Genomic DNA, 19,163 nt, shown 5'->3' with positions numbered 1-19,163 from the left:
CTAAGGGACCACTGCTCCAGCAATAAGCATAAAATGCTTAAGGAGGGAGGAATATGGATAATTTTACCTCTGATGAAGTAAAAATCAAAATCGGCCAAGTAACAATGAAGATGGTAAGAAAATTCAGCCTGCCCTGGCCCCATGAGGTTTCCGCCTACATACCCCGGGTAGAGATTCGCCGGAGAACCTACCGGGAAGGGAAGCTAAGGTGTGAAGAGGAGATGATACTGAACAGCCTGACCATAGTGCATGCCCCTAGGCATCCCCCCGAGCGTCCCCCTTACCCTGGTACCTGGCCGCCGTCCCCGCATCCCCCCGCCCCACCTTCACCGCCTGAACTTCCCCCTCTCCCGGAAACACCTCAAGCACAGCCCAAACTTCCGCGGATAGTATTCCGTTTTGAAGCCCCAGAAAAATAAAAGAAAAAAGCGCTGTGGAAGCTTCTCCACAGCGCAGGCCGCGATTTGAAACTTGCCGCCGTTCAAAGTCTGCCTGTCCTGGGTCTTCTCACACCTTATACATTTTAAATTTTTAGGGCAACCGCAGAACTGTAAAAGCTAGCCAACTCACGACTGCTCCGACTACGGACATGGATAAGCCCCAAATAAGCATATCCCGGAAGAGCTTCTTCTTGTCGGTCTTTTCGCCCGCGTTAGCGTAAAAGATGGCGCCAGTGGTGGATAGGGGGCTGAGGTCGGTAAGGAACCCGCAAACCACAATAGCGGAAAGCAAGGGCACAAGCTCAGTGGCAGGGGCTCCAACTTTTTCTAGTAACATAGGAGCCATGGGGATAAAAGCCGGTAAAATAACACCTGTGGTGCTAGCGTAGGCAGAGATCAGCGCGGCCAGGAAACCAGTGACTAAAGTAATGGTAAAAGGTGTAGAAACGCTAGCTATAATTCCGGCAAAGAGCTCCATACCGCCAATGTTCTTCATTAGTTCAATAAGCACCGTTACACCGCATACAAACAAGATAGTACCCCAGGGCATTTGCTTAATGGCCTTACCTTCGTCAGATATTTTAAACAGAGCCAGGATGGTACCGATGAGGAAACCTCCAAGACCTACATCCATCTTAAAGAAGAGGGCGCCTATAACGAACACCAAAATAGCAATAAGGGTTATCCACTGGTTACGGGTAAAAGGTTCGATCTCCATGCTCGCCAGGACCTGTCGTTGTCCCGTATCTTTAACTTTCCAAAGTTTAAGGCCACCATAAATAATGTAAGCCAGGGCCGAAACTATGAAATGCCCCAGAAGCTGGTTCAGCCACAAGATATTGCTTACGCCCGAAAGACCCATCTTGGCGGTCAACCCCGCCGTTATAACCCCCGCCGGAGCAATGGGGGACATAGCGCCCGCCTGCCCGCCGTTACCCACAACGATGGCCATAAGCAAGGGGCTAATACCTACTTCCTCTGCGAGGAGCATGGCCATAGGCGCCATCAGCGCAGCAATGGTTATCTGCCCCGGACCCATCGAGGAAAGGGCAAAGGCGAGGAAGAAAAAGATAATGGGAAGAATCGCTACATTCCCCCGCACACCTTTTATAGAGTACTTAACGATCTTTTCTAAGGTACCATTCACCTGGGCTAATGCAAACAAATAGGTAGTGCCGGCCAGCATCAAAAATATGTTTACAGGATACCCCTTGATTATATCGGCTACTTTAATACCGCCCAGATAATGCCCTACAACGAGGGATAATCCTAAAGACATGGCACCAATATTTAAAGGAAAGATGCAGCTTATAACAATTACAAAAATCAGCGCTATTAAAGAAATCACAGGTACCGACATCCTCTATAAATTCCCTCCCCTTGTTTTAGGTTGCTGCAGAAAAACCTGTCAAACTGTAAGATCCTTCGTAAAACTTTCCCCCTTAAACTTTCCCTCAATCACCCCCTTCCGGACTAACGAGGCATCCTGCGGCAGCCGCCGCTCCTACAGCCCGGGGAGAAGCTAAGTAGATCTCAGCCGCATCGGCCCCCATACGTCCCGGAGTGTTCCGGACTGTAGCGGCTAAGACCCGGTCGCCGGGAGCCAAAAGCCCCAGATGCTTGCCAGGGCACGGTCCGCAACCCGGCGGAAGTATCATAGCACCCTGCTCACGGAGAGCCCGGGTCATACCTTCCCTTTCCATAGCGGTCAGAATCTCCCGAGACGCCGGAGTAACTAGAAGAGTTACATTCTTATGGACTAAACGTCCATTAAGTCCGACAATTAATTCCCGCATATCTTCTAGGCGCCCGCTGGCACATCCCCCCACCACCCCTTGGGTGATGGGTAACCCTTCCAGGTGCTTCAAAAACCGTACGTTAAAGGGAGAAGGGGGACATGCTACTAAAGGCTTGAGGCTGGAAGCATCTATTTTAAGGTCGGGCTTCTCTCCTGGCTTCACTTCTTCGGGCGGAATGATCAATCCTGTTACAGCACCTGTCTCCCCTATCAGGTTACATAAGGCCATTTTACCGGCAGTACCTAAATTCCACACCCCTTCTCCTTGAAACACCAAAGCCGCTCCCTGAACCCTCTCCCGGTCCAAATTTCTAATTACCTCCAGAGCGAGATCCCGCGCAGTTGTCCCCTTGGGTAAGCGACCCACGACTTCCACCGTATATAGCGGGGGAACCCGTACCGGCAACCTGCCGGTCAAAAGGACTCCCACCAATTCCTCCGGTTTAACGGTGAAGGCCAGGGCACCGAAGGCCCCGGACGTGGTTACGTGCCCATCGGCCCCTGCTATTATCCATCCCGCCCGGGGGGTAAACTTTTCTGCCACTACCTGGTGGAGAACCCCCTCTCCCCGGGAAAACACGTGTATCTTTTGCTCCTGTCCGAACTCCAAAAGGCGCCTGTGTAACTCCCTAGCAGCCACAGTAGGAGCCGGCAAAAGGTGGTCTAAAGTGAACACGGCCTTCTCCGGCCTCCACACCTTCCCGCCCGGAGGCCAGTGGGCAAGCACCTTTTCGGCTGTCCCGTCATGCCCTAAGGCCAGATCTATCTTTACTATGATATTTTCACCGGTCTCGACTTTCGGCCGGCCTGCGGCGGCAGCCAGTACACGGTGAACGAAATGCATGCCGATCCTCTCCGCACTTTAGAGGTTCAGCAGACCGCATAGGGCCTGCCACAAACTTTCCTGGCGCGCTTTAACTTCCGTGCCGGGAGGTACTTCTAGGGTGGTGATTTTATATCCCTTTATTCCCGTCTCCTCTGGGGAAAGACCCGAGACTATCACTACTCCTCCTTTTTTAAGCCCCTGGGTGACGTCTACAACGCTGAAAAGGCTGTTATCCAGCACCACTACCACATCCGGTGTGCTCTTATTTGCAGAACGGGTGTAGATGAAATCGCTGCTGATTCTAACCGTGGTATAAAGCGGGGCTCCCGGCCGGAAGGCCCCGAAGTTTTCAAAAACCTGCACAAAAAATCCACGGTTTAAGGCTCTTTCTGCCATGGCCATGGCCCAGGGAGTGACTGGCTGGCCGTAACGGCCGTGAAAGCGGATTTCCATCATCTTCCTGCCCCCTTGAAAAGCATCCAAGCAGAGCCCCTCTCTCACCCGGGAACTGGGTTTAAGTGCTCGCCTTGGCCTGGAAAAAAGCTAAATCCTCCTCACTAAGGGTGCGAAAGCGCTGCTGCCTGCGGAGGTACTCTTGTACCGGAACTTTACGTTCCGGGACCACCGTTAGCCGCTTTTCTCCTGCTCTGATCTCATATAATTCCCAGAGGCCGCATTCCACCGCCAGCCTGGCCATTTCTACGGTTTCTTCTTCCTTTATACCCCAGCCGCGGTGGCAGGGAGCCAGCACGTGAATGTAGCGGAAACCTTTAATTTCTTTAGCCCGCTTGAGTTTGTCTATAAAATCCTTGGGGTAGGCTATGGAGGCCGTAGCCAGGTAAGGTGGGCGGTGGGCAGCCATGATGGCTAGCATATCCTTTTGACGTGTAGGCTTTCCAGACGGCGTATCAGAGGTCCAGGCTCCGAAGGGTGTAGTCCCTCCCGCTTGGCCGCCCGTATTCATATAACTTTCGTTGTCGTAGCAGACGTGTATTATATCTTCATTGCGTTCTGCAGCCCCTGTTAAAGACTGAAATCCTATATCCGCCGTTCCGGCATCCCCTGCCCAGGAAACCACGTTAACTTCTCTTATCCCCTGCACCTCCAAAGCTGCCCGTATGCCGGACGCTACCGCCGGAGCACATTCAAAAAGGGAGTGGTAAAAGGGGATACGCCACGCTGTTCTTAAACCAGAGCCACCTATAGTAGCCATACAAGAGGCCGGGATAACAATAATCGTGCGCGGCCCCAAAGCTTCCATGGCTTGCCTGGCTGCGATGGCTGCCCCGCATCCACGGCAGCCCACATGTCCCCCTGTGAACAAATCCACTTTAGGCTACCTCCTGTCACTCTATTCCATACCACTCGTAGGGTAAGGGCTCCTGGTTGCCTTTAACCTTTTCCTCCACCATCTGATAGATGCGGACCACATCTTCCGAAGTTACATCCCTTCCGCCCAGCCCGGCGATATAACTGTAAACAAAAGGCCCTTCAGGTCCCGGCCCGTACAGGGAAGCCCGCACTTCCCGGGCCAAAGCTCCCCCCGAGCCGTAGACAATATTTTTATCTAAAACCGTCACCGTGCGAGCACCCTTTAAAAGGGAACGTACTTTCTCCCCGGGGAAGGGCCGGAAACAACGCACTTTTAACAGCCCCACGGGCAAACCGTCTTCCCGGAGCATGTCTACAACTTCACGGCAAGTACTCGCCAACGATCCCATAGTAACGAAGATATGCTCTGCGCCGTCCAGCCGGTAAACCCCGAGGGTGCCCCCCCAGCTCCGTCCGGTTAATTCGGCATACGCGGTATCTACCTCGCACAGCACCTCCTGGCTGTCCTGCAAAGCTTTATCCTGCCGGTACTTGTAGTCCATATACAGGTCAGGACCGGTAACCACATTGACCGCCTGCGGGTTATCCACATCTAAAGCCGGCCGGCGGTGTAAAGGCAAAAATTTATCTACAGTTTCTGGAGCCGGAACTTCTACTACCTCCCGGGTATGAGACTGAATATAGCTTTCATAATGGACCATAACCGGAAGCCTTACCCGCTCATCCTCCGCTAAACGGTAAGCCTGAAGTAAAGTATCTAAAACCTCCTGATTGTTTTCGCAGAATAGCTGGATCCAACCGGATCCTTCCTGGGCTATCGCGTCCCCGTGATCGGGGAAACGGGTGTGCGGTGCCGCCAGGCCCCGGTTTACCACTGCCATTACTATGGGGAGCCTTAAGCCAGAAGCATGGTACAGCACCTCGCTCATATATGCCAAACCCTGGGAATTAGTAACAACCAAGGGCCTGGCACCTGCCAAGGCTGCGCCCACAGCGGCAGCCAAAGCGCTATGGTCAGACTCCACACGTATAAACTTAGCCTTAAGCTTTCCTTCAGAAATAAAGCGAACGATCTGCTCCATGGCCGGCGCGGCCGGAGTAATGGGATAGGAAGCCAAAACTTCCACCCTGGCAAGCCGCGCCGCTATGGCCGTCGCTTCGTTTCCATTTAAGAGCTGCCGCATTTATTCCTTTCTCCCTTCCCCTATACCTTAGCCCAGTAGTCCCTGGGGTCCCGTATATTCAGCTACCATACGCAGCGCCTGCCGTTGGCACTCGTGGGCGCAAATGCCGCAACCCTTACAAAAATCCAAGTTTATCTCTAATTCTTTCCCCTTTTCCGTCTCCTTCAGCTTCAAAGCTCCCTCCGGACAGAAGTACAAGCACTCACCGCAGGCGTTACAGCGCCCTTCTATAATCTGGGGGTGCCTTTCACGCCAGGCAGCCGCTACTGGCTTTAAGGCCATAGTCCCCGGCGGAGCCGAGGGCACTACAGGAAGATCTTTGGCCAAGGCTACCCTTCCTTTCCAAAATTTTGCTCTTCCAGTTTGCCAGTTTGCCTTGTAGGCTCCTGTTCCTACTGTTATGCAAGAAATATGCCAAAACTACGGTTTTTTATAGCCGGTGGTCCCGATGACTTAACCATCTTGAAACACAGGGCCTTTAAATTAGAAAACCCATAAAACAGGGGGTTAAAATACGGGAGCCCTTTTGTCCCTTTGTTACATGTTTGCAACAGGATCCTTAACAGTTGTGCAACAGAAATTTCTACCGAAAATCTCTCCCCAGGTAGCCTTAAAAATTTCATTCTCTACTTTCGGGTCTCCTCAACTTCCTCCATAAAGTAGTCCGGCTGATACCGAGCCGCCGTGCAGCTTCCGCTTTATTTCCACCCGTTTCCCAAAGTACCCTCTCGATTAACCCCCGCTCAACTTTTTTCACCTGAGCTGGTAAAAATCCTCGCTCATCTCCTACATATTCCGGGTTCCTGCCGTCTTTCTCCGGTTGTTCGTGAGATTCCAACTCCAGGGCCTGGAGTACCTCTTTACTCCCGATGTCACCCCCGTGGCACCTTAAGGCCAGGCGTTCCATGGTATTGCGCAACTCCCTTATATTACCCGGCCATGGGTAAAATAAAAGCTCCCGGCAAGCCTCCGGAGTAAGCCTGGGTACCGGTCTTCTTAAACCACGGCAGAACTCCTCCAAGAAGTGCTGGGCAAGAAGGATAATATCGGTTCCCCGGTCCCGCAAAGGAGGTAAAGTAAGATTCAGGACGTTAATACGGTAATATAAATCCTCCCTAAAGGCCTGCTCACGCACCATGGCCTTGAGATCCCTATGGGTGGCCGCGATAACCCGCACATCTACAGGGATCACTCGGTCATCGCCCAACCGCATGATCTCTCCTTCTTCTAAAACCCGTAAAACCCGTGCCTGAAGCCGGGGAGACATCTCTCCGATTTCGTCCAAAAAGATCGTCCCTTTATGGGCTAACTCAAAAAGCCCCGGCTTCCCTCCTCTCCGCGCCCCTGTGAAAGCTCCCTCCACATAGCCGAAAAGCTCACTTTCCAGAAGGCTTTCGGGCAGGGCCGCACAGTTCACAGCCACAAAGGGGCCCTGCCGCCGGGGGCTGGCCAGATGCAGGGCGTGGGCGAACATCTCTTTACCAGTACCCGTCTCCCCATAAATCAAAACTGTAGAATTAGTGGCGGCATATTCTTGGGCCAGCCGTATGGCCTCTAAGAGGGCGGGGCTCTGGCCTAAAATATCCTTAAAGGTATACTTGGCTACATGGCCCCGGCCGGATAACATCCGGCGCACCTTATGTTCTAAGCTTTGAAAACTGCTGACGTTCTGGAAGGTGGCGACGACCCCCACCGTCCTCCCGTCCACCACTATGGGGACCATGTTGGCCACGACCCTGGTACTACCGATCTCCAAAACCTCGCCCAACTCGGGCTTGCCTGTCTCAAAAAGAAGGTGAAACTTACCTCCCGGGATAACCTCGGTCACCGGCCGGCCGATGGCCTCTTCGGCCCGCCAGCCCGAAAGCTTTTCCGCAACCGGATTAAACACAGTGATCCGGCCCTCTTCATCTAAAGCGATGATTCCGTCATAGGTAAAGTCCAGTATGGCCTTTAACTGCTCCGAGCGCCGCTTTTCCTGCTGGCGTACCTGAAGAACTCGCTTAGCTTCCTTCAAGGCCTGGTACACTGTCTCCTTGCCCGAGGTTATTATGACACTGTTGAGGCCAAAGTTACGGGCTTCCTTGGCCATGGCGATCTTGCCTATGACCACTTCCGCTCCAGCTTCTTTTACAGCCTGGATACCCCGCCGGATATCCTCTCCCTGGTCTTTAAGGGTATATTTGATAAAAGTCTCCCCTAGGATATTCTCTAAGCTTTCCAAACCCTGGATAACATCAGGGATATCTACAATCCCGATAGGGCCGCCGAACTGCTTAGCTTGATAATAAGCTCGCAGTATATCATACCCACCTATAGGAACATCTACAACGGGCAGGTCTAGCTCCGCTTGTTGGATAAGCCAAGCTGTTACACCACGGCTCACTATCACCTGGCAGCCCTTACGGGCAGCTTCCTGAGCGGCCTTAACTCCTTCTTCCATCCGGGCTACATATATATCGAGTTCCATTCCTAGCTCCTGGCTTACCTGACGGGCTACATGAGCTAAATCTTCATAGGGGGCAATAAAGGCTATTTCAGCCACAACCAGCCCTCCTCTAGCTCAAGTCTATGTTTCTAGGCTATGTACAAATGTGGATGCTTTTGTAACGCAAATAAGTTTCAATAATGTAACGTGCTTACTAATATAGTTAGATTTTGCTTCTCCCAATCCCTTCCCCCTGTCAGCAAAAAATAAAGGGGGCTAGACTACCACCCCCGCTAAAACACATCTACGTACACCTTAGAGCCTTATCTTAGTCCTTTTATGCTTTCACTACAGCCCCAAACTTGCACTTTTCTAAGCAGCTTCCGCATTTTATACAGCGAGAAGTATCTATACGGTGGGGCTGCTTCCGCTCACCGCTTATAGCACCCACCGGGCAGGCTACACGGCAGGCACCGCAGCCAGTACATTTATCTTCTAAGATAGAGAATGCCAGCAAGGCCTGGCAGACATGGGCCGGGCAGCGTTTATCCCTAATATGAGCCTCATATTCGTGGCGGAAATACTGCAAGGTAGAAAGTATGGGATTGGGGCAGGTCTGTCCCAGGCCGCAAAGCGCTGTATTTTTGATGACCCGCGCAAGTCGCTCTAAGGTATCCAGGTCCTCCATCCGGCCTTGTCCCTCGCATATACGGTTCAAGATCTCCAGCATCCTCTTGGTCCCCTCACGGCACGGGGTACACTTGCCGCAGGATTCTGCCTGGGTAAAGTTTAAGAAAAAGCGGGCCACATCCACCATACAAGTTGTTTCATCCATGACCACAAGGCCACCAGAGCCCATAATAGCCCCTGCCGAGGTTAGGGACTCGTAGTCAATGGGCAGGTCCAACTGCTCCTCGGGCAAGCAGCCGCCAGAAGGACCACCAATCTGCACGGCCTTGAACTTCTTGCCTTCCCGTATACCGCCGCCCACGCCAAAAATGACTTCCCGCATAGTGATACCCATAGGCACTTCCACCAGGCCGGTGTTGTTGACCTTGCCGGTAAGGGCAAATATCTTAGTGCCCTTACTCTTTTCTGTACCCATTGAAGCGTACCAGGAACCACCATTTTTGATAATAAGAGGGACGTTAGCAAAAGTTTCTACGTTATTGATGACCGTAGGTTTGCCCCATAAACCTTTTTGAGCCGGGAAAGGAGGCCTAGGACGCGGCATGCCACGGTTGCCCTCAATAGAGGTTAAGAGAGCCGTTTCCTCGCCGCACACAAAGGCTCCTGCACCAGCTTTAATCTTAATGCGGAAGTTGAAGCCGGAATTGAGAATATTTTCACCCAGAAGGCCATATCTTTCCGCCTGGGCAATGGCTATTTTCAAGCGATGTATAGCCAAGGGGTATTCGGCCCGCACATAAATGTAGCCTTCTTGGGCCCCTACAGCATAACCACAGATGATCATACCTTCCAGTACGGCATGTGGGTCACCTTCCAGCACACTGCGATCCATGAAAGCCCCAGGGTCGCCCTCGTCGGCGTTGCAGACTACGTACTTCACATCGCCTTCGGCGGCACGCACAAAGCTCCACTTCAAGCCCGTGGGAAAGCCTGCACCGCCGCGGCCTCTTAGACCAGAGGTCTTCACTTCTTCAATAACCTGCTCGCAGGACATTTCGAAAAGGGCCTTGGTAAGGGCCTCATAGCCACCGCTGGCCACATAGTCGGCCACATCCTCGGGATTAATGTGCCCGCAGTTATGCAACACCAGGCGCTTTTGTTTGGCGTAAAAAGGTACTGTCTCGTAGGTAAGAGCCCTTTCTCCGGTGATGGGGTCCACATAGAGCAACCGCTCCACCACTCGGCCGTTAACAAGGTGGCCTTCCACAATCTCGGGCACATCTTCTGGCTGCACGCGGGTATAAAAAATTTTCTGCGGCTCCACAATGACCAGAGGGCCTTGCTCGCAGAAGCCATGGCAGCCAGTAATTTTTACGGAAACTCGCTCCTGTAAACTATACTTGGTCAGCTCTTTCGTAAAGGCCTCCACCAACTTTTGAGAACCGGAAGAAGTGCATCCGGTACCAGCACAGATAAGGATTTGTTTTTTCTCGCTGTCAGGCGGTATATGGATGGCTTCTAAACGGGCCTTGATTTCTGCCCGGCAGCTCTCGTCATCATGGCAGAGGGGGCCCTTAGTTCGGCACCTGATGTAGTCCCGGCAGGGGCTGGCCGGAGTGTGAAAGCATCGTTCGCAGCAGGGATCCATCAAGCTCTTCAAGGCTTTGCCCCTCCTTTACTTATACTGCTCCAAAACGCTGGCCGCCCGCTCGGGAGTCAACCGCCCGTGGGTATCATCATTTACCATCATCGCTGGCGCAAGACCACAGGCACCCAGGCAAGCCACCGTTTCCAAAGTGTAACGCAGGTCCGGTGTGGTTTCGTTTCTACCTATCCCTAGCTTCTGGGAGACCGCCTCAAACACTCGGGACGCTCCCCGCACATGACAAGCCGTTCCCTGGCATATACGCACAATGTTACGACCCCGCGGCTTTAGGTGAAACTGAGTATAAAAGGTAGCCACCCCAAAGACCTGGCTAAAGGGAATTCTTAAACGCCGAGCTATCTCCCGCAGGACCTCTCCCGGAAGATACCCGTAAATTTCTTGGGCCTCCTGGAGTAAAGGAATTAGTGCCCCCCGCTGCCCTGCATAACGCTCAAAAACCTTCTCCAAAGCTTCCCTCTTGGCTTCTTCCTGAAGACAATTACAGTTGCTCAAACTTTTGTCACCTCCTACTTTCTTCTCCCCAAGGGCTTACCCATACATGCACTTTAAAGGTAGATAAAAGGCTTCCGCCTGCCCGGCCCTTAGCTCCTTATCTTTTCTCCTTTTTTACATCCCTTTCAAATACCCGCCACGCATGGCTATAAACTTTAAATCTCTTCCCGCGCGCAGATCCTACTAGCGTAATCCCTAAAAGTTCAGCTAACCACACAGCGTAATCGCTCGGCACTGAAAGGGAAGCTATGAGGGGAAGCTGAAGTCTAGCTGCTTTATAAAGTATTTCCGAGGAAATGCGCCCGGTAGTGAGAAGCATTTTATCATAACTTTCTATCCCTTGCCGCAGGGCCCAACCTATCACCTTATCTACAGCATTATGCCGACCTATATCTTCCCGCAATATTAAGATCCCCTGGGGGGAAGCCAGGGCTGCCCCGTGGGCTCCCCTGGTCTTACGGTACAGAGTACCTCCTACCTGTAATTCCGTTACAAGCTGGATAAGAGCTTCTGGAGAAACTTTTAGGGGAAAACTCACTTTAATCTCATAGATGCAATTTCCCTGCCTTCCCCGCCAGGTAACGTGGCGACCGCAACCGGAAGTGAGCCAGGCCACCCCGGTATTGTACTCCTCTAACTCGCCCTTTATCCTTACCTCGGCCCGGCCCCCAGCTATCTTAAGCTCCTCTATATCTTCCACATCTCCTATAATCCCTTCAGAATACAGAAATCCTATTACCAAATCCTCTATATCTGTAGGAGTACACAGGAGAGTTACTAAGCTCTGCCCGTTAATTATAATTTCTAAAGGTGACTCCGCAATAACATTGTCCTCACTCTTGCGCGCCTCTCCACGTTCAAAGAGGGTAACCACCAGTCCGCTAAAGGGGGCCTCCTTCATCTATCTAAAAGCTCCTTTTTAGCCTCCATTAAACTCCCTTTCCCCTTCTTCAAGCTAATAGCTTCTTTACCTTCACAGCACAAGCTTTATATTCTGGTATTTTAGAAACAGGATCTAGAGCAGCTATAGTCAAAAGATTTGCCGCTGCTTCCCAGAAGTGGAAGCTCATAAATATCGTACCTTTAGATACCCGTTCGGTCACCCGGGCCTTAACTTTTACCCGTCCGCGGCGGGAGATAAGCTCCACTGTCTCGCCATCTTCTATGCCTAAAGAAAGTGCGTCTGCGGGATTTATCTCCGCTTCCGGCTCCGGGCATATCTCCTCTAAGCCCCTGCTCTTCCGCGAGATAACCGCATGGTAGTGATAAAGAAGGCGGCCCGTGGTAAACAGGAAGGGATATTCCTCGTCCGGTTCTTCGGCCGGAGGCCGGAAGTGGACCACGTGGAACCGGCCTTTTCCTCTGGTGAACTTTTCCCTGTGGAGCACCGGAGTTCCGGGGTGATCCAGGGAAGGAACCGGCCACTGCAAACCCTTTTCCTCTAACCGGCTGTAAGTAATACCAGCGTAGCTGGGTGTAAGCCGGGTTATCTCCCGCATCACATCCTCCGGCGATGAGTACTCACCCTGGCTTCCCAACCGTTTTAAAAGCTCGCCTATGATCTCCCAATCGGCCCTGGCTTCTCCCGGCGGGTCAATGGCCTTATGCATGAGCTGCACCCGGCGCTCTGTATTGGTCACAGTGCCTTCCTTCTCAGCAAAGGCTGCCCCAGGCAGCACCACATCCGCCAGGCGGGCCGTCTCTGTCAAGAATATATCCTGAACCACAAGGAACTCCAGATTCTTTAAAGCCTTCTCCACATGGGATACGTCGGGATCGGTTAAAAGCGGATTTTCACCTAAAATGTACATGCCTTTGAGCCGACCTTCCTCGGCTGCCCGCATCATCTCCACCACGGTAAGCCCGGGCTCGCCGGGCAGGTCCTCCACTCCCCAGGCCAAGGCAAATTTCCGGCGCACCTCAGGATCTGTAACCGGCTGGTAACCGGGTAAAACGTTGGGCAACCCTCCCATATCGCAGGCTCCCTGGACGTTGTTCTGCCCCCGTAAAGGATTGACCCCGCTACCTTCCTTACCTATATGCCCGCAGGCCATGGCCAGATTAGCCAGGGCCATGACATTGGCCGTACCTGTGATATGCTGGGTGATGCCCATGGCATAAAGTATGGTAGAACGCGGTCCCCGGGCATAAAGCCTGGCCGCTTCCACAATATCACGGGCAGGCACACCGGTAAGTTCAGCCACTTTCTCAGGAGTATACTCTTCTACAGCCTCCCGGACCTCCTCAAAGCCCTCTGTCCGCTCCTCGATAAACTTCTGGTCATAGAGCCCCTCTTTCACAATAACGTGTAACAGGCCGTTGAGCAGGGCGAGATCCGTCCCTGGCCTTTGCCTTAGCCAAAGGTAAGCCCAGTCCACCAGCTCTATATGGCGGGGATCTGCCACAATGAGTTTGGCCCCCCGCCTGACGGCCTCTTTTACTTTGAGTCCGATTACAGGGTGGTTTTCGGTGGTATTACTGCCTATAACGAAGATACAATCAGCCTGAGCTATATCCGCTATAGAATTGGTCATCGCTCCGCTGCCGAACGCGGCTGCCAGACCGGCAACCGTGGAGGAGTGTCAGAGGCGGGCGCAATGGTCCACGTTATTGGTGCCCAGGACCCCCCTGGCTAACTTCTGCAAAAGATAATTTTCTTCATTAGTGCATTTAGCCGAGCATAATACTCCTAAGGATTCCGGGCCATGCTTCTCTTTTATCTCCCTAAGCTTTTCAGCCACCAGGTCCAAGGCTTCCTCCCAGCTCGCCTCCCGGAACTGGCCGGAACCCCTTTCACCTGTGCGAATGAGGGGGCGGGTAAGCCGTTCGGAGCTATGGATGTAATCAAAACCGAAGCGCCCTTTCACGCACAGCCAGCCGTTGTTCACTTCGGGGTTTTCATATCCTGTAACCTTGACCACCCGGCCGTCCTTAACGTAAAGGGTTATGTTGCAACCCACACCGCAGTAGGAACATATGCTGCGCACCTTCTTAAACTCCCACTCGCGGCCCTGCCACAGCCGCTGCTTTTCCGTAAGGGCTCCCACCGGACAAACCTGCACGCAATTCCCGCAAAACACGCAATCTCCCGCTTCCCTTAAGGTAACATCCAGGGGTGGGGTCACGCGGGTATTAAATCCCCTGTAAGCAAAATCTATGGCGCTCCTGCCTTGCACCTCCGCACAGGCCCGCACGCATTTGCCGCAAAGGATGCACTTATTCATATCTCGGATAAAGAAGGGATTGTCTTCCTCCAGGGGATAATTATGGCGCTCTCCTTGGTATTCGTCGCCCCGCACCCCGTACAGGTAAGCGTAATCCTGGAGCCTGCAGTCGCCGCTTTTGCTGCAGGTCAGGCAGTCTTGGGGATGGTTGGCGAGGAGAAGGGAAAGGATCTCTTTTCTGGCCTCGATCACCGCGGGAGAGGCCGTCTCCACCACCATACCCTCGGCTACCGCGGTCACGCAGGAAGCAGGAAGCCCGCGCATCCCTTTTATCTCCACCACGCAGAGCCGGCAACCTCCCCAGGGGGAAAGCCGGTCATCCTGGCAGAGGGTGGGAATGAAAATCCCCGCTCTTCTTGCCGCTTCCAAAACTGTTATGCCCTCCGGCACAGTAACCCGCTGCCCGTCTATGGTTAGCGTTACCTCAGCCACCTCAACTCCCACCTCCAGGTGAAGTAAATCCTTACATCAATTTAACACAAGCTGCACGGAAACTGCAATAATTTTACGCAACCTTAAGTCTTTTACCGCTAATTTGTACCTTGGGTCACATATTCCTTTTCTCATCTCCGCCCCCATAAAACAGGAAGGCCAGACGTTCTTAAGCCCCTCCACGTTCTTGAGCCTCTCCTACCTCCTCCTTACGCGGCCGGTCTTTCCTGCTTGAGCAACAACTTGCGGGCATATCTCAATTGCTCCTCACGGCCCTCTATCTCCTTATCGGGCTTAAGCCCCCAGGCCTCGATCTCCCGGCCCGCGGGAGTAAGATAAAAACCGGTAGTAAGCTTTAAAGCCCCGCCGTTGCTTAAAGGTATAATGCTCTGGATGCTGCCCTTGCCATAAGTACGTGTGCCCACAACATATGCTATGCCTACATCCTGGAGGGCACCGGCCAAAAGCTCCGCTGCACTAGCCGTACCTTCATCCACCAACACTACCACGGGTAAATCCAGGCCCGGGCCGGCCGAACGCAGTATTTCCACCCGCCCAGCCTTGTCCACCACCTGGGCCACCGGAACTCCGGGAGGTAAGAAAAGAGAAGCCACCTCCAGGGCAGACTGCAGGTACCCGCCGGAATTGCCCCGGAGATCCAGTATTACCCCCTCAATTCCTGCAGATTTAAAATCAGACAAAACCCGGTCGACCTCTAATGGTGCCCAACTGGGAAAGGAGGCTAAGCTTAAGTATCCCAGCCGGCCGTCTAAAATTTGCGCCCGGACTGTCTGCTGGTGTAAAAGCTCGCGCTTTAAAACAAAGGTTCTGGGCACCCCTTCCCAAGGCCAGGCTATCTCTAAATTCACCTCGCTACCCGCTTCCCCCTGCAGAAGCTGCTGTACCTCCTCTATAGTGAGCCCTTTTACAGGTTGACCGTCAATTTTAAGCAGCACCCCTCCCGGCCTTAAACCCTGCCTGGCCGCCGAAGAGGAAGGGATGACGCCTATAATGGTAAAGCTTCCGCCCTCCTCTTTAAGTACCAGGCCCACTCCTGTATATTCCTGCTCCAAAGCTTTCCGGTAAGCTTTTATATCACGGGGGCTGAGATATTCGCTGTAAGGGTCGCCCAAGCTTTCCAGCATCCCCCGGATAGCCCCTTCTTCCAATGTATAGACGTCCAGCTCCCCTGCATAGTTTTCTTCTACCAGCTTGCGAACCTCAAAAAGAAGGGGCCAGAAAGTATCTCCTTCCTGTGCGAGGGCCGGCGAGGGGACCCCTAAAAGGGGGGACAAAAATAAAAGTATTAGAAAAACCCTAAGGGTGAGGCTAACGAACAACCTCCTCCTGTTTATCCGGCCGGCACCACCCATAAAATGGAAAGCCTCCTTTTTTGTCGGGATACACCTTCCCTAAAGAATATTCCACAAAAGGAGGCTTTCCCCTTCTTTTATTCCTCCGTTCGGGTCAGCATAAAGCCGACGAAGCTTTTATTCCTCCAAGCTGTTGATCACCAACCCGGTAATGAGCTTGGGATAAAAATAAGTGGATTTTTGGGGCATCTTTTCACCTGCTTCGGCCACAAGTTTGACTTGCTCCACCCGGGTGGGATTTAAAAAGAAGGCCAACTGGTACTCTCCGCCATCCACGGCCCGCAAAGCCCCTTCCTCCTCCCGGGTATAAGTTAGATATTTTTCCTCGGCTCTTTCCGCTCCCCCTATGCCCAGAATCCTTTCTAGAATAAGGCAGTGGAGAACCGATACATCCAGCCCCTTCCACGCCGGGGAATGCCCCTCGGGCATAAAAAACAAAAGCGCTCCTTCCTCACGCAGGGTGACGAAATAAAGGCGCCCCTTACCGCAATAAAGGCCGAAAGTATGGCCGCGGGCCCCCTTCTCCCTCATTTTACTTAGGAACTCCTCAAAATTGCTGTAATCAGAAGCTAAGGGGAAGGGCTCCAGGTTAAAATGCTCTTTGAGACCCTCGAACAAAAAGTCTTCCTTAAGGTCTTTTAGGTTACGGATCAGGCGATGGGTGGGCAGGACAACCAGCCCGGGGTCATAAAGGTTGACCAGGGTCATCATCACATAATCATAAGGCCTTTCACCGGCAGGGAAACCTTCCTGTTCCCTCCTCTCCTTTTGATAGGCTAAAGCCGTCTCATACCGGTGGTGGCCATCGGCAATAAAAATACGTTGGGGAACGAAAAGCTCCTCCACTTGCTTTAAAACCTCAGGGCGTGTGATCACCCACAAGCGGTGAACCTGGCCATCTTCGTCTTCAAATTCTACGTCCGGCTCTCTAAGGCCGGCCTGCCCGCCACAAGTTAGGGCTCTGCGCAAAACTTCCTCCACTTGCCTTTCTTTATCTATATAAAGCCCGAAAATGGGGCTAAAATTGGCCTGGCAGGCCCTGAGCAAGGCCAGGCGGTCTTCCTTATGTCGGGGCAGTGTCTCTTCATGGGGCAGCACTATGCCTTTTTCATAAGGTTCCAGCCCGACCCGGCATATGAGCCCGCAACGCTTAACTCTACGGCCCTGGACGCTAAATTCCTGCTCATAAAAGTAGAAAGCAGGCTTATTTTCGGGCACCAGCACCTTGTCTTCCCGCCAAGCCTTAAAGCAGGCAGCAGCCCGGGTATACCGGTTGTTTTCTTCTGTATCCCCGGGATAAATTTTCCCGTATTCTAGGCGGATAACGTTATAAGGATGCTTCCGGTAATATTCTTCTTGGCTTACCGGATCGATAACATCATAAGGAGGGGTTACAAGGCGGTCCAGGGGGCCGACCTTAAGGGAATACCGGTATCCCCGGAAGGGTTTTATCTTAGCCATAAGATAAATCCACCTGCCTTTTTTATTAATAACTCCTGGATAAATTCCCGGATAAAAACTTTTCCCGCTAAAAACTTCCGAGTAAAAAGCCCTAAAGTAAAACTGCTAACAAGCAAAACAGCACAAACAGAAACTGCCCGGCAAAAACCCTATGCTCCCCGGATCTAAAGACCTTCTTTATCCACCCTCGCCCCGAACTTTTCTACCAAGATTCTTCTTACATAGGCTATCTCTTCCTGCCCCCAAGTCCCGGGATCCCGGCCTTGCTTTAGCGCGTAAGCGCCGGCCACCCCGGCCGCATCTCCCAATACAGCCTGATTAGGCAGAACCCTAAGCTCAGCCCAGGCAAGAGACGAGATACTCGCCGCTACCCCGGGTACTAAAAGATTAGTAAAACGGGGGCTCAATATGGCCTCAAAAGGCAGGTACACCGGGTTTTCCGGTCTTGCCCTCAGGCCCGGCGTGCTCTGCCCGAAATCGGGGCGGAGGTAAGAAGTCACAGGCCAGCGGAAAATACCGCCTTGCCCTTGTAAATCTTCAAAACGATATGCGTTTATATCCAGCCAATAAAACCCTAGCCCTATGCGGTTTACATAATTACCAGCATCTGCTCCATCCCCCGGCCCCCGGCCGGCCAGATAAGCCTCTACAGCAGTAACGGCATAATCTCCCTCCCCGGACCTGCCGTCTGCCTCCCATCCGGAGCATAAGTGGTGTACGGTCTCCCGCAGGTAAAGTATATCACCCGTAACCGGCTGCCCAGAAGGATCCTTTACCAGCTCTGCTCCCTCAAACCCGGGGAACTGCCTTAAGGCGTTTATAAACTCGGGCTCAAGGATAAGCTGCCTTGCCGCGACCCAGGCTTCATCAGTTTCCAGGCTGCCGGGAAGTTTGTCCGAGGGATAACGTTTGCTTCCACGGTCCCGGAAATGGGCCCTGCCATCCACGTTAAAAATCAACAAAGCGTTGACCCACCATTCAGGACTGTTCCGGCCGTCTTGGGCCGCATTTAAAGGCTTAAGGGCAAAGCCCCGGGGGCCGAAGGTTTTGTTGAAACGGTTGACTACGGGGTTTTCGGTGTAGGTGCGTACCCCGCCGTAGGCACCCCAAACGCCCTGCGGGCTAAAAATAAAAACCATATCTTTGTAAACCCCGGGACGCACGCCCTTTACCTTAAACATCAGGGTAGCCGCCTGCTGGCGGGCCACCCCCCGGCCTTCCGCTGAAGCAACCTCCGGAAGAACCTCCTTGTAACCCGCAAGCTGCAAAACCCTTTGGGCAAATCCCAACCTTTCTGGTGGTAAGTGAGGTGCCGCTTCTTTCTCCCCTTGAGAGGCAACCCAAGAACTTTTTACTTCAGCTTCCGGTAAAAAGGCGGCCGGCCAGTCCGCCCGGCCCACGGTGACGATGCTTCCGCTTAAAAAACTTAAGCGCCCGTCCTCGGAAGCATCGATAAACTGTTCGGCCTTAAGTAGCGTTTCCTCACCCTTCCAGTGTAAGTACCCTTCAGGACCGCGTTCCAGGGGTCGCAGGGCTAAAGCTTTGAGCCGCTCCCCTTTAGCGTCAGCATATACGGCCGTAATATCGAGGCCCCAAAAGGTTACCAGATTGGGCAGCTTCGATAGGTCTCCGGCTATAAGTTCTGCCAGCTCTTCCGTTCCGTAAAAGGGCCCCGTATGAGAAAACCAGCGGCTAAAACTCCCTCCCTGGGGCAAAAGCCCATCCCGGGCCCAGTAACGCACGTCCCAGAAATTCTGCCCCCCGACTGTAGCCAGCCCCCCGTACCTCCTGGCCGTGTAGGGTACGACAAGGGCCACACGCTTATCCGGAGCAAATGAAGCCGCCTTCCAGGCCGCCGCGCAGGCCGCCAGTCCCCC

At 53.0% G+C, this 19,163-nt stretch carries 15 protein-coding genes; 1 reads left to right on the top strand and 14 read right to left on the bottom strand.

What is annotated here, in order from left to right; all coding sequences use genetic code 11:
- Positions 1-53: 53 nt before the first annotated feature.
- Positions 54-419, top strand: a complete 366-nt coding sequence (locus L5656_RS01155) for a hypothetical protein (protein WP_297197814.1) — start codon at positions 54-56, stop codon at positions 417-419.
- 112 nt (positions 420-531) lie between these two features.
- Here L5656_RS01155 and L5656_RS01150 read toward each other — a convergent pair whose 3' ends face one another.
- From L5656_RS01150 to L5656_RS01085, 14 genes are all read right to left on the bottom strand, one after another.
- A complete protein-coding gene (locus tag L5656_RS01150) occupies positions 532-1,800 on the bottom strand; it encodes an SLC13 family permease (protein WP_297197811.1) in 1,269 nt (422 codons plus the stop codon).
- A 94-nt stretch (positions 1,801-1,894) separates the two neighbouring features.
- Entirely contained in the window at positions 1,895-3,082 is a 1,188-nt protein-coding gene (locus tag L5656_RS01145) for an aconitase family protein (protein WP_297197808.1), read from the bottom strand.
- An 18-nt stretch (positions 3,083-3,100) separates the two neighbouring features.
- Complete coding sequence (locus L5656_RS01140; protein ID WP_297197805.1) at positions 3,101-3,520, bottom strand: 2-oxoacid:acceptor oxidoreductase family protein; 420 nt, start codon at positions 3,518-3,520, stop codon at positions 3,101-3,103.
- Between the two features lie 58 nt (positions 3,521-3,578).
- A complete protein-coding gene (locus L5656_RS01135) occupies positions 3,579-4,394 on the bottom strand; it encodes a thiamine pyrophosphate-dependent enzyme (RefSeq protein ID WP_297197802.1) in 816 nt (271 codons plus the stop codon).
- Positions 4,395-4,410: 16 nt separating this feature from the next.
- Positions 4,411-5,580, bottom strand: coding sequence for a transketolase C-terminal domain-containing protein (locus tag L5656_RS01130; protein WP_297197799.1), 1,170 nt, complete (start codon positions 5,578-5,580; stop codon positions 4,411-4,413).
- 27 nt (positions 5,581-5,607) lie between these two features.
- A complete protein-coding gene (locus tag L5656_RS01125) occupies positions 5,608-5,907 on the bottom strand; it encodes a 4Fe-4S binding protein (RefSeq protein ID WP_297197796.1) in 300 nt (99 codons plus the stop codon).
- 292 nt (positions 5,908-6,199) lie between these two features.
- Entirely contained in the window at positions 6,200-8,125 is a 1,926-nt protein-coding gene (locus L5656_RS01120; protein ID WP_297197793.1) for a sigma 54-interacting transcriptional regulator, read from the bottom strand.
- A 220-nt stretch (positions 8,126-8,345) separates the two neighbouring features.
- Positions 8,346-10,298 carry an NADH-quinone oxidoreductase subunit NuoF gene (gene nuoF, locus L5656_RS01115; protein ID WP_297197790.1) on the bottom strand — a complete coding sequence of 651 codons (1,953 nt, stop codon included), beginning with the start codon at positions 10,296-10,298 and terminating at the stop codon, positions 8,346-8,348.
- Between the two features lie 15 nt (positions 10,299-10,313).
- Positions 10,314-10,796 (bottom strand): NADH-quinone oxidoreductase subunit NuoE, encoded by a 483-nt coding sequence (gene nuoE / locus L5656_RS01110; RefSeq protein WP_297197786.1) that lies wholly within the window; start codon positions 10,794-10,796, stop codon positions 10,314-10,316.
- A gap of 97 nt (positions 10,797-10,893) precedes the next feature.
- Positions 10,894-11,697, bottom strand: coding sequence for a formate dehydrogenase accessory sulfurtransferase FdhD (fdhD, locus tag L5656_RS01105; RefSeq protein ID WP_297197785.1), 804 nt, complete (start codon positions 11,695-11,697; stop codon positions 10,894-10,896).
- 49 nt (positions 11,698-11,746) lie between these two features.
- On the bottom strand, positions 11,747-14,452 hold the full coding sequence (gene fdhF, locus L5656_RS01100; protein ID WP_297197782.1) for a formate dehydrogenase subunit alpha: 2,706 nt from the start codon (positions 14,450-14,452) through the stop codon (positions 11,747-11,749).
- 209 nt (positions 14,453-14,661) lie between these two features.
- Complete coding sequence (locus L5656_RS01095; protein WP_297197779.1) at positions 14,662-15,825, bottom strand: S41 family peptidase; 1,164 nt, start codon at positions 15,823-15,825, stop codon at positions 14,662-14,664.
- A gap of 117 nt (positions 15,826-15,942) precedes the next feature.
- A complete protein-coding gene (locus L5656_RS01090) occupies positions 15,943-17,286 on the bottom strand; it encodes a DUF1015 domain-containing protein (RefSeq protein ID WP_297197775.1) in 1,344 nt (447 codons plus the stop codon).
- A gap of 164 nt (positions 17,287-17,450) precedes the next feature.
- On the bottom strand, positions 17,451-19,163 hold a 1,713-nt coding region (locus L5656_RS01085; protein WP_297197772.1), incomplete at its 5' end, for an FAD-dependent oxidoreductase.

This window comes from Thermanaeromonas sp. (assembly GCF_021890735.1).
Classification (GTDB): Bacteria; Bacillota; DSM-521; order Neomoorellales; family Neomoorellaceae; genus Thermanaeromonas.
This window is presented reverse-complemented; position numbering and strand designations above follow the sequence as displayed.